This window comes from Paenibacillus sp. UMB4589-SE434, from assembly GCF_030226685.1.
Lineage (GTDB): Bacteria > Bacillota > Bacilli > Paenibacillales > Paenibacillaceae > Paenibacillus_B.
In genome coordinates, this window is sequence record NZ_JASOYK010000001.1 from 1,925,864 (window position 1) to 1,941,314 (window position 15,451).

Below are 15,451 nucleotides of genomic sequence, written 5' to 3' on the forward strand. Positions count from 1 at the left end.
GTCTATCACTCACTTCCCGCTAGTATTCCCGTTAATCTCAGCAGAGATCGTCCGAATCAGATCATGCTGCAAGGCTGTACGTGCTTGTCGGATTGCATTCAGCATAGCCCTGCTGTCTGATGAGCCATGGGCCTTGATCACAAGTCCGTTCAATCCTAATAGCGGCGCACCACCATGTTCTTTGTAATCCATCGTCTTCTTTAGTCGTTTCAAGGCAGGCATCAGCACAGCCGCTGCGAGCTTGGTCATCCAATTGCGCGTAAACTCGCGCTTTAATACGCCAAACAAGGAGCCAGCCGTTCCTTCAAACGACTTCAACATAATATTACCAACAAATCCGTCACATACCAGCACATCACAGTTGCTTTCCAGTACATCTCTTGCTTCTACATTTCCAACAAAGTGTACGGGTGCCTTTTCCAGCAGCGGATAAACTTCTTTGGTCAAATCATTACCTTTTCTTGCTTCCGTGCCGACGTTAAGCAGTCCAATCCGAGGTCGTTCAATACCGTGCACCTTCTCACGGTATATACTGCCCATCAGCGCATATTGCAACAGATGCTCTGGTTTGGCATCCATGTTGGCCCCGAGGTCAAGCGCCAGCACTCCTCTACCATCCATCGTTGGAATCATCGGCGCTAAGGCGGGACGCTCCACACCATCCATACGGCCTACAACCAGCAGCCCCGTCGTCATCAGTGCGCCCGTATTGCCGGCCGATATCATACAATCGGCTTCGCCCTCTCTTACCATTCGACCTGCCATAACCATAGAAGCGCCTTTCTTGCGACGCACCGCCTTAACCGGCTCATCATCTGGCTCAATCCGTTCTTCTGTATGCACGACAGTTATGTTGGCTGGCACTTGCTTCATAAACGGCTTAATCTGCGCCTCATCACCGACAAGAACAATCTCAATATCTTTCCAGTTGCGCGCAGCTTCACACGCGCCCTCCACATTACTTTGCGGGGCGTTGTCTCCACCCATTGCATCAATGACGATCTTCATGACTGTATCCTCCTTCGACGCTGGCTATCTCTGTTGTCGAGCGAAAAATGATAAAGTGCCCCTGGAAAACAAGCTCTTCCCCCACATAACTAAACACTTCCACTTTGGCCTTGCTGCGCTCGCCCGAAATGGAGCGTACATATGCCTTAGCAATACATTTCTCTCCCAACTTCACTGAGCGCACAAATCGTATATCAGCTGACGCAGTCAGAGCAATTTCATCATTAATAACCGCCACAGCCAAGGAATTTGCCTGTGCAAACAGATGATGTCCCCTTGCAATTTGCGTACGGGAAAACACATGTTCTTCGCTTATTTCAAAGATGGAAATACCGCTCTTATCAAGCTGCAAGTCAATAATGTCTCCAATTACCTCATGTAAAGGCAAGGATCGTACTTGATCGTAAGTGCGTTCTGCCATCAACTTGAGACGTTCCCTCAATTCAGGGATACCAAGCTCCATGCGATCAAGTCGAATCGTCTGTATACTGACTCGAAGCATGCGGGTCAATTCCTGATCCGTAATAAATGGATTATCCTCAATTATATGAACAAGCTGCTGCTGCCGTTGTCGTTTCGGTAACCGTTCGATGTCCCGCACCACCTTTACCTCGCTCCAAGGCTCTATATTGGTTAAGTTATACTTTGTAATCGTATGCTATGTAACGTAAGCCAATAAAGCTGCTACTTCTCACAGCGTTAACGGCACATCTTAGAACCTGGTACTAAACCAGTATATATAAAAATCAGCCCGATGAAAAGCGCCAGTTTTTGTTCTGCGCCAAAAATCAGCTATTTCCCCTAAAAATCGAGTATTACTCCTTCTAGTAACCAGCACGTATCCCATATAGATAAACGCGTGTCCTAAAAACAAAAAAAGTAGTACCTCATCCAAAATGAGATACTACTTTCCCCGTACTGGAGTGTGTGCAGCCTTACAGCAGCGCGCTCCATAAGTATGAGATTATTGTTTGATAATCTCTCTTGCTTTGTATGTTCCGCAAACTTTACATACGTGATGCGCCAACTTCAACTCACCACATTGTTCGCACTTGACCATACCTGGAACCTCTAATTTAAAATGAGTACGACGCTTGTCGCGGCGTGTTTTGGACGTTCTTCTTTGAGGTACTGCCATGTTCCCACCTCCTTACCAAAATTACGTACTACAACTTTGTTGGTTGTTATTTCTTAAAGAAATCTTTCAACCCTGCAAGTCTCGGATCAATTCGTTCATTCGAGCAACCGCAAGGATTGTCATTGCGGTTCGAACCGCAAGTAGGGCACAAACCCTGACAGTCCTCTCTGCATAGAGGCGCATACGGCAAATGAACGAACACCGCTTCCTCCACATATGGTGTCAGATCAACGCGATCATCCGTCAATGTAATGACGTCATCCTCGTCATCTGTTGGAAGATCAGTAGAGTCCGTCAGCTTAAATTGCTCGTGAAACGGAATGACAACCGTCTCGGTATGCGGTGTCAAGCAACGTGAGCATACAATGCCCAAATTTGCCTTCAACTGGCCGCTAACACCAATTCTGTCGTCGCTTTCCGATACAGCTGTTAAGTCGACGTCAACCGGTTCAATATGGCGAATATCGCTACGTCCCTTGATGACTTCATCAGCACGGAATGTGTCGTGGATATGCACTTTATGACCTTTAATGGTATCCCGAAAAGAAAAGTTCATGTTATCACTCCAAACAAACAAAATTAATTATAGCGATTATTCTCATGCTTTGTCAACCAAATTCGTTTGACAGTTTGTAAGGACCATAGCAGCCGCCTATTTGTGCGGAAGCGATTGCTTCATGATATGATAGTTTCATCAAAAAAACAATAGCCTCCTTATGTCTAATGATGTGGAATAAGAAGGAATCTGTTCATCTAAAGGGGGTGTTAGTATGCGTACAGTCGGCATCATTGTCGAATATAATCCGATGCACAACGGACATGTATATCATCTCCAACAATCCAAGATCGTAGCCGGAGCAGACGCATCAATAGCTGTAATGAGCGGTCATTTTCTGCAGCGAGGCGAGCCCGCGCTGCTCGATAAGTGGGCTCGCGCAGATATGGCGCTTGCGCAAGGCGTGGATCTTGTGTTGGAATTGCCTGTTGCTTATGCCGTGCAGCCTGCAGAATGGTTTGCTCACGGCGCAGTTGCCACACTGCACGCGACAGGGGTCGTCGATGCGCTCTGCTTTGGCAGCGAGATCGGAAATATTGCTGCGATAAGTGAAGCAGCACGTCAATTGACTTGTGAAACAACCCAGTTCACACAGCGGCTGCAAGCCGCCCTAAAAAAAGGGTTCAGTTACCCATCCGCTTATGCTTATGCCGCTCAAGACAGCCAACAAGCAGCCCATATAACTCCTGAGGAACAGACACATAAGTCCAATTTTGCATCCCATCTACAAGCGGTTCATAAAGATGATTTCACCTTGGCTGCTTCCGCTGAAGGTTGGCTAAATAAGCCTAACAATTCGTTAGGCTTGCATTATGTGATGGCGCTGCAGCGATTAGGCAGTAGTATCGAGGCATATACGATTACAAGACAAGAAGCGGGGTATCACGATGTGGAGGTTAATGACAGCCCCATCGCGAGCGCTACTGCTATTCGGCGTCTCTTATTTGGTAGTACAGACGCTCCTTTGATCAGCGCCACTAAGCAGAACACACCTATCTCAGGATACGTTCCCACCTCCACTGTACGTATCCTGCAAGATGAGAGATCACGCGAAAGACTGCCCATGAATTGGGAGCAATTCGCACATTTGTTATTCTATAAGCTGTCCGTCGATTCCCGTGAACAATTGACGAACATATTGGAAGTAACGGAGGGACTCGAATATCGTTTACTGCAAACACTGTCCACTCTGGAGGCTCCATCTGTCGAATTGCTGCTGCAAGCGCTCAAGACAAAACGTTACACCAGAACGAAACTGCAGCGCATGCTGACGCACATTCTGCTTGGTCATACGAAGGAAGCATTCGGCCCGCCAGCATTGGCATCAGGGCCTGCATACATTCGAGTGCTCGGCTTCAATGCACGGGGACAAGCACTCTTGAAGCGCATGAAGAAGACCGCTGCCCTCCCTGTCATCCATCAGATGACTAGAGAGAACAGCGGTCTTGGCGGCCCCTGCGGACTCGCCGCCGATGCACAGGCCACTGCGGTATACGCAGCCGCAAGCCCGCAATGGAATGGGCGCGCGGCGCGGCGTGACTTTTATGAGCCGCCACGGCGCACACCTTAACAAGACACTGGCGGACAAGCCGTGTGAATCGGCTTATTTGCCCGCAGTGCCAAGCTCGTCCAGCGCACGCAATGCATCATCCAGCGTGCGCACGGACACCAGCTTCATCTTGGTGTCCATCGTGTCCACCTTCGCTTTAGCTTCTGCATAGTTGCCCTCAGGCGCAAGGAACATCACAGCACCCTCACGGTCCGCAGCAACCACTTTATGCTGAATGCCTCCGATAATACCCACCTGACCATCAGGCGTGATCTCACCTGTACCTGCTATTTTATGGCCATGTGTCAAATCTCCTGGCGTCAAACGGTTAATCAGCTCTAACGTAAACATCAGCCCCGCAGAAGGTCCACCGATATCACTGTCTTTAAATACTATTTTTTTACCACTGTCAGCGGGTACAATTTCCTTTTTCTCCCCGTACTGAATACCAAATCCGATTATCTTCTTATCAGGACTCTGTGAAGATACAAACGCGGCAAGCGTTGCTTTCACATCGATCAATTTACCTTCGCGTTCCACCTTTACCGTTAAGGTTTCTCCTGCTTTACGATTGTGAAGCGCCTTCTGTATATCCTCATACCCGTTTGTCTTTATTCCTTCAATCGTATCTATTCGATCGTTGGTCACAAACTCATTGTGTGCAATCTTCGGATCGTTGTATATCACAAAAATTCCATGCTTAACAATCTGATAAGGAACTCCTACTTTGTTATAAGCAGCAAGTACTGCATTGCTTTGCGACCCGCTCATCATAAAGGTAAGTGCTGTTGAATATTCTGCTTCCGAGCGTCCCTGAAGCGCATCCTCTTTCTTTGCGATCTGAGTGTTCTTGTCCAGTGAACTCCAAGCCAGCAATGCCATATTGGCATATGTACGCCTAACAGTAGTCAACATAAAGGTACCCCGTTCCACATTGTCCCCCGCTGCTACCTCTACCATCGGTTTAACTGCTTCTGCACTGCCTGGCTCATATATTACATAGGGAGTCGGCATAAACACCAAAAAATAAATAAGTAATAATCCGGCAACAAACCATTTCCAAGCAGACCAAGAATTTTTTACAGGATTCTTATATGGCAAGTTCTCATCCGTCATAAAGTTGTACCTCCTCTAGCAGTCACAGGTCTAAAGACCTTTTTCGATACGTAAACATAAGGTATATGTGCATATCCGTTGATCGGACAAGATCCCCACTCTACAAAGAGGTGACCATTGATGCAATTATCCCGTTTTCTTCGTTCTAACCGATCGCAGCATCCTTTATATACAGCTATTGCGGGTTCTATCGCACTTATTCTGGTTGTCTGCATTGTGTCTTACCCAGATGCCGCTTTCAAAGCATCTTTGCAGGGGCTTAAAGTCTGGTGGAACATTATTTTCCCTGCTCTCTTACCATTCCTTGTCCTATCGGAAATGCTCGTGGCCTATGGGTGGGTGCATGGCTTAGGCGTGCTCCTCAATCCCATTATGCGCTGGCTGCTGCAGCTTCCTGGAGTAGGCGGATGGGCTTGGGCAGTTGGTTGGACGGCCGGCTATCCTGCTGGTGCAGAGGCGGTCGTCAAGCTGCGTCGTCAACAACTCGTTAACCGGCAAGAAGGTGAAAGATTGCTTGGTTTGTCTCACGCCAGCAACCCTGTGTTTATCATTGCCGTTGTAGGTGTCGGATTCATGCAGCATGCAGACACAGGGCTAATTATCGCTATTGTGCACTGGGCTGCTGCACTCTTATCCATGCTGCTACTCAGGGTGTTGGATAATCTAAAATATAACATTATTTCGAATAGAGCCAGCACTGGTTCTTCCAGCAGTTTTCAAGAACCCGTTAAGCCATCAGCGTCAGACAGGACCTCTTCTAATAACCAAGAGAAGACGCCCCCTTCTTCATTCAGCACAAGCCTTATCATGGCTATGGAGAATGCTCACCGTCATGATAGTCGTCCATTAGGCAAGCTCCTTGGAGATGCCGTCACGACCGCCGTGCAGACATTGATGATGATCGGCGGTTACATGATGATCTTTTCCGTCATTGTGCAGGTTCTGCGAATCGCAATCCCCCAACAATTTGGCAGCTTTATGCTAAACGGGCTGCTTGAAATTAATCTGGGTACGTTTGCGATCGGCACCGCTGCATTCGATTCACCTGTATTTCAAGCTGCATTAATGGGTGCCGTAATCGCCTGGAGCGGTGCCAGCGCCCATTTGCAAGTTCACAGCTTAATAAAAGGAACCGATTTGCGTTATTCACGCTTTCTTCGGTTCCGTTTGCTTCATGCGGCTGTAGCATTTGGCCTCACTTATGTAATTTGGGCTCCAATGCAAATCTGGCTGCGGGGTTCAGAGCAAGCCGCACCTGTGTTTGAGACGAGCCCAACCATTCACGGAAGCAGCCAAATGGTAACAGAAGCTGGCTCGTTCGACATTTTGCATTTTATACAGATTGTCGCTCAGATAGAAGGATGGCAGCAGCCACTCGTGTTACTAACAGCATGTACTCTTTTTATCTGCTTGCTTGTCTGTGTGAGTACCATCTGTTATTTATTATCCCGCCTTACCCGATGACTGCAGTCCCTATTCCTTCAATTCGGAATACTTGCTACGCATAGCTGACTCTACTTCAGGTGTAACTAAGTCCACTACAGAGCCACGAAAACGTGCAATTTCTTTAACCATGCTGGAGCTTAAGTAGGAGTACTTCGGATTCGTCATCATAAAGATAGTCTCAATACGCGGATTCAGCTTTTGATTCGTGCTGGCCATCTGCAGTTCGTATTCAAAATCTGTAACGGTACGAATACCACGTACGATCACATGTGCTTGTTTCTGATCCATATAGTTCACGAGCAGGTCTCGGAAACTGTCAATCTCTACGTTAGGCAAATGAGCAGTTGTTTCCTTCATTAATTCCTTACGTTCCTCAACCGTGAATAAAGGCTTTTTGCTCAAATTATTTAATACGGCTACAATAACACGATCAAATTGCTTGGCCGCACGTTCTATAATATCAAGATGTCCTAATGTCACCGGGTCAAAGCTGCCTGGATAGACGGCAATGCGCGGTTGGTGCGTTAATGGTACTGTCATTACTTTTCGACTCCTTTACATATCTGAATCAACATGCTCTGTCCGTGGACGCTGCTGGTACATCGTTAATGTCGTTTCGCCATAATTTGCTTTCTTCCATATTACAAAAAGACCTATCTGCTCCGGATACTCATGACCTGTGTCATGCTCCATAACAATGGTTGCATGATTCGCAATTAAGTCACTCTCCATCATATCTGTTAGCAACGTATCAGCATCCGTTAACCGATAAGGAGGATCCATAAACACAAGGTCAAATGTTGTACCTCGCTTAGCCAATGCTTTAAGCGCACGTCTAGCATCATTGCGATATATTTCAGAGCGGATGCCTACACCAGCAGCTTGCACATTATGACGGATTACTTCTATAGCCTTAGGGTCCATATCAATGAAAATAGCTTTGTCCATACCTCGACTCAGCGCCTCAATCCCTAGACCTCCTGTACCTGCAAACAAATCCAGCACTAGCCCGCCGTCGAAATACGGCCCGATCATGCTAAACATCGCTTCTTTTACTTTGTCTGTCGTTGGACGTGTCCCTTTGCCAGGCACCGCTTTAAGCTGACGCCCCTTGGCTGTTCCCGATATCACTCGCACGATAGCTCACCACATTTCATTCTTCGTTGTTCAATTGACACGTCAATTTCGTTGTTTCGTCGTATATCGTAACACATTTTATATCGATTGTTGAGTCAATCCTGTCATAAGACCGCCACATAAACGGGAAAATGCTCATATGAATGAGCATACGTTTAATGACAATAACCATTTTGAACTTGGAAGCTAATTCGATAAAATAAAGCCCCTTCCTAAGTATATAGAAAGGAGCTCTACCGCTAAATTGAATTAAGATCCTACTTTGCCAAGCGTTGTTTTCACATCGTCTAACATTTTTTTACGTTCTGCATCATCAACGGTCGTTACGGAAGTAAAATAACGATGTTCCAGCACTTCGATCCCTACAAAATCAAAAATTCCCTTGTCTACTGTGTTCGCCAGAGAATCAAACATACCGGTTTCCTGATAATGTGCTTCTGTATTTCCCATCGTTGTGAACAAAATTGCTTTTTTTCCGACAAGCAGTTTATTAAGTCCATTTCCATCCATTGAATAGGCGAATCCATAAGAGAATACACGATCAATGTACCCTTTTAGCAGGGCAGGCAGCGAGGCCCACCATAGTGGATAAATGACAACTAGAACATCCGCCCAACTAATTAAATCCTGCTCCGCCTTGATATCGTCAGGTAATTGGCCGGACTTCGATCCCGCAAAGTCTTCCACAGACAATACGGGATTAAAGTTCAGCGTATACAAGTCGCGCAGCTGCACTTCATGCCCTGCATCCTGTAGTGCCGCTACTGCTGTCTCTTGTATCGCGTAGTTAAAGCTTTCTGTGTTCGGATGTGTGTTAATAACTACATATTTCATGACAAAATATCCTCCTCCAAAATGTTGATGACGACCAGCATCTTCACAGTTAAAGACATCCTCCATAACATGCGTCTTCACATGAACTGCAATACCCTGTTGCTCGTTTGTATGACCTTCCATTTCATGCTTGTGTAATTTTTTTATAAGGAGCAGGTATATTTCAACCCGTATGGGCAATCCTTTAATTATCGACATCATCGAATGTCGTAGACAACCGCGGAGAAGACTTACGTTTCCCCATAAGCTCTTCGTCCGGTTTCTCCTCTCCCATGAGAGCGCCCTAGCAATAGGGCGCTCAATTAATGTTTGATAAAGCCTTATGTATCACGGATTTTATAACCTTCCTTCACTTTCATAACACCACAATCTTAGATATTGGGTACAATTGGGGACGATTTCTTATTTATGAATACTTTAGACCTCTCCTATCTCTGACCCTGATCAATCCCACATTTAACTGCATACTCAGATACAGCCCTTGATTTCATTAGTAAAGCATTTTCGATTTGTAATATAACAGACGTTTCAAGTACATCGCACGTACTTAATAACTGCATGATCTTGCTTGTAGATTTACTTGTTCATTCCTGCATTCTTTGAATCTGCTACAGTAAATTGAACAGACACATTGAAATAAATGTTACATAAAAAAAGAGTCGTAGGATTCTACTCGACTCTTTGTAAAAATACAGTATATGCGCTCATATATCTATGCGAAGGCACCCTTCTGCACACATGCGGACTGCGTTTCCTAGCGGCAGTACAAAATGATGGCTGATGCTTTCGAAGCACTAGCGTTTGCTCTGGAATTATCCTGTATATTTAATCTTAACAACAGTGCCTACTGTCCCTATTACTGTCCAGCCCGCTGGTATAGGGAAACCCGGAAGGACATCCACCGTCGTACCCACGCTAGCCCCGTTCAGATTCTGAATCCAAACCGTACTATCTGTTTTGTTAACGACCGCCCAACCAGATGGGAGCGGTGAGATCGGTAAGATCGTAGTGATCTCGCCGAAGCTTGCTCCTATCAAGTACTTAATGGTCATCGTTGAACCTATTGTATTGACAATCGCCCATCCATTCGGTAATGGAGTACCAATCAGAACTGTGACCTGAGCACCTTTAGGTGCGCCATTGAGGTTTTTGATCCACACTGTACTGTCCGTTCTGTTTATCATCGCCCAGCCAGCTGGCAGCGGCGAGATAGGAACGACAGTATATGTTACACCATAACTAGCTCCATTTGTATTTTGAAGGTTAAGATAAGTGCTTGTTTGATTGATGACCACCCAACCGCTTGGAACTGCAGAACCAAGCATAGCAATGGCCGTCACGCCTGTCGCACCACCAATTAAGCACTGAGCAGTGAATGTGTCGCCGTTTTTCAGCGAAATGATCCAGCCAGCTGGCAGCGTCGTGCCGATGGGTACAATGGTGGTCACTCCATAACTAGTACAGTTAAACGTGGCACTGCTTGAGGCAGCTTCTGCAGAAGGTGTGAACACACCTACGTTTGTACCTAACGAAAAGCTCAACAGAAGCGCAAGTATCATCACCCTTGATATGCCTTTTTTAACCATTGATCCATCATTCCCTTCTATTATTTGTCAAGACGCTTGAACACCATTAGTTTATTGCAATAATTTCCATTCGTCAATCAAACAATTAAAAGTGATAATGGATAGGCTATACGAAATAATTACAAGTAGAGGTTAATTCTAGTCAAGAACTCATTAAGAGATTTTCCTATAGCATTAGGATTATCAAGCCATGGATAATGCCCAGCATTAGGAATCAATATAAATTCGCTATTTTGCAAATTGAACGCAAGCTCTCTCACGTATTTATACGGACGAGGATCTGTCTCTCCATGGACAAAGAGAGAGGGAAAACTATTTAATATAACCGTTGTTTTAAATTTCTCATTTTCAAAATACTCATTACATTCTGCACCAACTTTTTGATTCACTTCATTGTTTACAAATGGTCCGTCACTACGAGGCAGCTTATCATAGTTAACCTGATCATTTAAATCAGTTCTTAAACTGATCTCACGTATTCGATCTTTTGTATGATCTCTTTCTTCGTCTCTTAATGTTTCTATAATTGATCGTAAATAGATGTATTCTTCTCTATCTCCGAGACTCATTCTATCAAGTCTATTTACACGATAGTCAGCATGCCAAGCTGGATTTATCCCTGTTCCCGATATATAGATTAGCGCTGTAACATTAGAACTATATTTTGTGGAATATGCCAACGCCAGTGACGCCCCCCAAGAATGTCCACATACAATCCAGTTCTTCACACCTAAATGTATCCTTAGTTGTTCTAAATCTTCTATAAAAGTCTCTACGTCATACGGACCGGTTTTCTCAGACCTCCAGCTTCCTCGTTGTTCATATCGAATAATTTGGAAACAACTCTTATCCAACAATTCAGCCACAGGTTCTAAATAGTCATACGAGCCTGGCCCCCCATGAATAAGCACAATTGGTATACCCTGACCTTGAACAATATGCCAAAGCGACACACCGTTTATTTTCGAAATAATCCCTTGCATTGGTTCCTCCGTATTTCACACTTTAATTGTATAGTTCTATGATAAAATCCAGGGTCCCTTGAGGTATGTCATTTTTCTGATTTAGAAAAAAACTATTTATATGTGAATAGATAGGTAAAAAGGAATCCTGCATATTTACATCAATCCGTGTTAAATAAATTCACCAAAATCATTTGTGTCGTCTTCGTGCCACAACAACTCTTCTAATTTAGGTGTGATGTAGTGCAAGTCTCTTCAAGCGAATCTGCATTCATTAGTAAGAGTACCGATCCGAATGTCTCCATAGTCAAGCTTCAACTTATATTCGCCACTTCTATACGTTTTGTTTGATTGAATGTCAATTAGAGCCTGTGAAAAAGGAATTTTTTTCACTAGTTACATCATTCCATAATTGTTGTAATACCTGATTATAACGTTCGATTTGGTTCTGGGGTACATCAGAAATAAATTCAGTTCTCCAACTAAGATTGAGCTGTGGTCCTCTTAATTTAAAATGATCTAGCAACTCTACAAAACGCTCAGTAACAAACGATCTTGAGGTAACGGCTTCTGGAACTTTGAAAATGTACACACTTTGATTTATTCTCTCCTCTGAAAAATAAACAAAGTCGACATATCTCATATTATTACCAAACGGTGATATTGGGACAATTGTCTTCTCATAATCTAGAACATCAAGTACACTGACAACGTTCATGACAAACAGTTCTGCTCCAGGATGATTAATAGGCAGAAACTCTACCTCACCTTCCAAATAAGGTCTTAGGCATTCATATGTCTTTCTATTTATAACAGGCAGACCGCCAAAATAATTATAAAAATCTGTATATTCTCCCTCTTCATACGTGTATACATCAAATGGAATCCAATTTTCTCCGATTAATTTACCGACATACATATCTGGATGATTATAGGGTGAATGATTAGTCTCTGTGGTTCTTATACTACTATTGTTAATACGATAAGCCGTCTCCCATAATTTCACGTTTATTCATTCCCTTCTAAACAAAAAATGCAGCATACTGCTAATATCAATCATCACTCATTAACATTTTCCGTATTGCCTGCAATTATTGAGCAATATCTTCTGTTTTTGAGCATCTTTGATTCTTACCCACAAAAAGTCATACTAGTTACCGTTTCTTATGTATGCACCATTAATGTATTAATAATATAGGGGTCTTTCCACTCCCATAGTCTGCAGTTTTTCATTTTATATGGGGTGGTGATTCAAAAAATAAAAAACAAAAAATGTGTCCTGCTGAAAAAATAGGCCATCGGATAAACTCTATCCTATTCAAACGAATTAAAATAACCAGTCGCCGATTGATTTTCGACGACTGGCTGCTTACATTTTGCGAGGTGCTTTGATCCCTGTCTCATTGACGGGATGCAGCCCCTATTTCCTTGACTCTTAACGTTAACCGGATCTTAAATGTTAACTAGATCTTAAAACTTCAAATGGTACGGTACCGTTGTAACAATCACATTTCTTCGATACAGCAAATGGGCACGAATCAGCAAACTGGATTGGTTATGCAATATATTCTGCCAACCTTTCTTAGGTATAAATTGTGGGATAATAACAGTAACCTGATAATTGGATTCATTCGCTTTACGCTGAACGGTATCAATAAATTTAGTTAATGGCTGAATGATGCTTCTATATGGAGAGATTAATGTCACTAATCTCACATCAGGCTGCCATTTTTTCCATTTCTCCTCAAACGCCAATTCATCTTCTCTTTCAAATGGCACATATACAGCGATAATTTGATGAGCCGACAATGATTTAGCATAATTTAAGGAGTTCTCTACTACATGGGTGATACCCGCGACAGGCAGAATGATCACATTTCCCTCAATTGGCACGGATGGTTCACAGGTTGTGATTCTCAATTGATCAGCCACTGCTTCATAATGCTTGTTAATACGATGGAAAATAAAGATGATGATTGGTAAAAATACAAACACTGTCCAAACCTGCATAAATTTCGTTAAAAAGAACATCATCGTAACAATAAAGCTTATCAATGCTCCTGTTGTATTAATGATAAATTTCGACATCCAGCCAGCAGGTTTTTCACGAATCCATTTCAGCATCATTCCTGTCTGAGACAGTGTAAATGGAATAAATACCCCTACTGCATAAAGGGGGATAAGATGTTCGGTCTGCCCTTCAAAAGCAATAATGAGCAGAATGGAAAACAGCCCTAAAATAACAATGCCATTGGAATAACCTAATCGATCTCCTCTAACCGTAAACATTCGCGGGATAAACTTATCCTTCGCCAGATTAACAGCCAGCAATGGAAAAGCAGAGTAGCCGGTATTCGCAGCCAGAATTAATATTAATGCAGTAGTACCTTGTATAAAGTAATACATAAAGTTGCGGCCAAACGTTTGTTCAGCAATTTGAGAAACAACCGTTGCCTCTGCTAGAGGACTAATTCCATAATAATAAGCTAAAATAACGATTCCTGAAAACAAGATTGCAAGCAGGGAGCCCATTGCGATTAACGTTTTGGCAGCATTATTTGGTGCTGGGCTTTTAAAGTTAGGAATCGCATTTGAAATAGCTTCCACCCCGGTTAATGCGGAGCTGCCCGAGGCAAATGCTCGCAGAAGCAGAAATAAACTAACTCCAGCAACGGGTGTTCCGATGGGTGTGTGCAGTTCAGGTGATACATGACCAAACAAAATATTGTAAACCCCTACACCAATGAGAATAAATAAAGCAAGAACAAACAAATAAACCGGATAAGCTAAAATGGAAGCAGATTCTGTTACTCCTCTTAAATTTAATATCGTTATAAAAATAACGAATCCAATTGCGATAATTACATTATGATCATGCATGCTTGGAAACGCCGATGTGATCGCATCCGTCCCAGCTGATACACTTACAGCAACCGTTAAAATATAGTCAACTAATAAAGATCCTCCCGCAATCAGCCCTGAGTACTTCCCTAGATTTTCCTTTGAGACAACATAAGCGCCTCCACCATGAGGATACGCAAAAATAATTTGGCGATACGACAAGATAAGGGCTGTCAATAACACTAACACCCCAATAGCGATCGGGATCGAATACCAATAAGCCGCAGCACTAACCGTAATTAAGACTAACAATATTTGTTCAGGGCCGTATGCCACTGAGGATAAAGCATCTGAAGAGAGAATAGCGAGCGCTTTTGTTTTATTTAATTTCTGCTCGCCCAATTCAGTCGATTTTAATGGTCGCCCAATTAAAAATCTTTTTAGCGAAGACCACATGAGTTTCACTCCACTTTTTTTATTTGTATAGTACCCTGCAATTCAAAAATAAACTCCGGATCTAAATCGTTTAGTCATTTTTAGGCAAACAAAAAACACAGCATCTAACCCTGTGTTTTCTACCCTAAGTTCGTACCTTCCAATCAACGCTTACGAGGTTAGCTGACGGATTCGGGCCGTGAGAGTAGCCCTACCTGATTCGTTAACGGACTTCATAATTGTCCAACGCATCAGGATTCACCCACATATGATGGACATGCATGTATGCATACATCACATAATGGTTCCCCCGCTTTCCATTTTGGAAATTAAGCGAATTAAAATTTTTCTTATTTGTTCTATTGGACCGCAATGTATAATACTCCAGTTAATCAATTTTGTAAACTAATTTTGTAACAAGCTATTTATACGTCAGGTAACGTTATTTTATGTTTAACTTGACCTTAGGTTTATTTTAGTCCTAAGAACATTGAAATGGGTGTGTGCATGGATCTCCTTTTTCTCTCATGAAGGTACTTCATGTGCAAGAAGCCTCTCAATATAGTTCAAAATACCATCATTAAACGAAAGAATTGACCTATAATTTGAACACATCATATATGAAAAAGGATTCAAGATGATAAAACAGAGCACATGCATGTGAGTATAGGCTTCCAGTCTTTATTGCCCCTGTCTTATACGAAGTATTAAAAAAATATTAAAAAATAAAAGAAAGCTATTGAAATCTAATATGATCTTTAATAAGATGTCAATATACATTTTTGTCCAAATTATTAACCTATTAAGAACTATTAATGAACTTTAATGGTGCGAAAATGTAAT

At 43.1% G+C, this 15,451-nt stretch carries 14 protein-coding genes and 1 riboswitch; of the genes, 2 read left to right on the top strand and 12 right to left on the bottom strand.

Features of this window, described 5'->3' with window-relative positions; translation table 11 throughout:
* Nucleotides 1–9: 9 nt before the first annotated feature.
* The 4 genes from plsX to QP775_RS07950 all read right to left on the bottom strand — a co-directional run bounded on the left by plsX (nt 10) and on the right by QP775_RS07950 (nt 2,702).
* Nucleotides 10–1,008, bottom strand: coding sequence for a phosphate acyltransferase PlsX (plsX, locus tag QP775_RS07935; protein ID WP_285105009.1), 999 nt, complete (start codon nt 1,006–1,008; stop codon nt 10–12).
* Nucleotides 992–1,612 (bottom strand): transcription factor FapR, encoded by a 621-nt coding sequence (fapR, locus tag QP775_RS07940; RefSeq protein WP_239328305.1) that lies wholly within the window; start codon nt 1,610–1,612, stop codon nt 992–994. Before fapR ends, plsX begins: the two co-directional genes overlap by 17 nt.
* A gap of 360 nt (nt 1,613–1,972) precedes the next feature.
* A complete protein-coding gene (gene rpmF, locus QP775_RS07945) occupies nt 1,973–2,146 on the bottom strand; it encodes a 50S ribosomal protein L32 (protein ID WP_028545111.1) in 174 nt (57 codons plus the stop codon).
* A 46-nt stretch (nt 2,147–2,192) separates the two neighbouring features.
* Nucleotides 2,193–2,702, bottom strand: coding sequence for a YceD family protein (locus QP775_RS07950; protein ID WP_239328306.1), 510 nt, complete (start codon nt 2,700–2,702; stop codon nt 2,193–2,195).
* Nucleotides 2,703–2,916: 214 nt separating this feature from the next.
* Between QP775_RS07950 and QP775_RS07955 the strand changes: the two genes are divergently transcribed.
* Nucleotides 2,917–4,272, top strand: a complete 1,356-nt coding sequence (locus tag QP775_RS07955; protein WP_285105012.1) for a nucleotidyltransferase — start codon at nt 2,917–2,919, stop codon at nt 4,270–4,272.
* Nucleotides 4,273–4,305: 33 nt separating this feature from the next.
* Here QP775_RS07955 and QP775_RS07960 read toward each other — a convergent pair whose 3' ends face one another.
* Nucleotides 4,306–5,367: a YlbL family protein gene (locus QP775_RS07960; protein ID WP_285105014.1), complete on the bottom strand. Its 1,062-nt coding sequence runs from the start codon at nt 5,365–5,367 to the stop codon at nt 4,306–4,308.
* Nucleotides 5,368–5,487: 120 nt separating this feature from the next.
* Here QP775_RS07960 and QP775_RS07965 point away from each other — a divergent pair, with 120 nt between their 5' ends.
* Complete coding sequence (locus QP775_RS07965; RefSeq protein WP_285105016.1) at nt 5,488–6,831, top strand: nucleoside recognition domain-containing protein; 1,344 nt, start codon at nt 5,488–5,490, stop codon at nt 6,829–6,831.
* Nucleotides 6,832–6,840: 9 nt separating this feature from the next.
* On the opposite strand, the gene coaD is transcribed toward QP775_RS07965, so the two are convergent.
* The 7 genes from coaD to QP775_RS08000 form a co-directional block, all read right to left on the bottom strand.
* A complete protein-coding gene (coaD, locus tag QP775_RS07970) occupies nt 6,841–7,353 on the bottom strand; it encodes a pantetheine-phosphate adenylyltransferase (RefSeq protein WP_239328310.1) in 513 nt (170 codons plus the stop codon).
* 15 nt (nt 7,354–7,368) lie between these two features.
* Nucleotides 7,369–7,950, bottom strand: a complete 582-nt coding sequence (gene rsmD, locus QP775_RS07975) for a 16S rRNA (guanine(966)-N(2))-methyltransferase RsmD (protein ID WP_239328311.1) — start codon at nt 7,948–7,950, stop codon at nt 7,369–7,371.
* 249 nt (nt 7,951–8,199) lie between these two features.
* On the bottom strand, nt 8,200–8,784 hold the full coding sequence (locus QP775_RS07980) for an NAD(P)H-dependent oxidoreductase (protein ID WP_239328312.1): 585 nt from the start codon (nt 8,782–8,784) through the stop codon (nt 8,200–8,202).
* Between the two features lie 812 nt (nt 8,785–9,596).
* Entirely contained in the window at nt 9,597–10,343 is a 747-nt protein-coding gene (locus QP775_RS07985; RefSeq protein WP_239328313.1) for a hypothetical protein, read from the bottom strand.
* Nucleotides 10,344–10,489: 146 nt separating this feature from the next.
* Complete coding sequence (locus tag QP775_RS07990; RefSeq protein WP_285105021.1) at nt 10,490–11,353, bottom strand: alpha/beta fold hydrolase; 864 nt, start codon at nt 11,351–11,353, stop codon at nt 10,490–10,492.
* Nucleotides 11,354–11,690: 337 nt separating this feature from the next.
* Nucleotides 11,691–12,338 (bottom strand): imm11 family protein, encoded by a 648-nt coding sequence (locus QP775_RS07995; protein WP_285105023.1) that lies wholly within the window; start codon nt 12,336–12,338, stop codon nt 11,691–11,693.
* 464 nt (nt 12,339–12,802) lie between these two features.
* A complete protein-coding gene (locus QP775_RS08000) occupies nt 12,803–14,629 on the bottom strand; it encodes an APC family permease (protein WP_239328316.1) in 1,827 nt (608 codons plus the stop codon).
* Between the two features lie 132 nt (nt 14,630–14,761).
* Nucleotides 14,762–14,954, bottom strand: a riboswitch (cyclic di-AMP (ydaO/yuaA leader).
* Between the last annotated feature and the right edge of the window lie 497 nt (nt 14,955–15,451).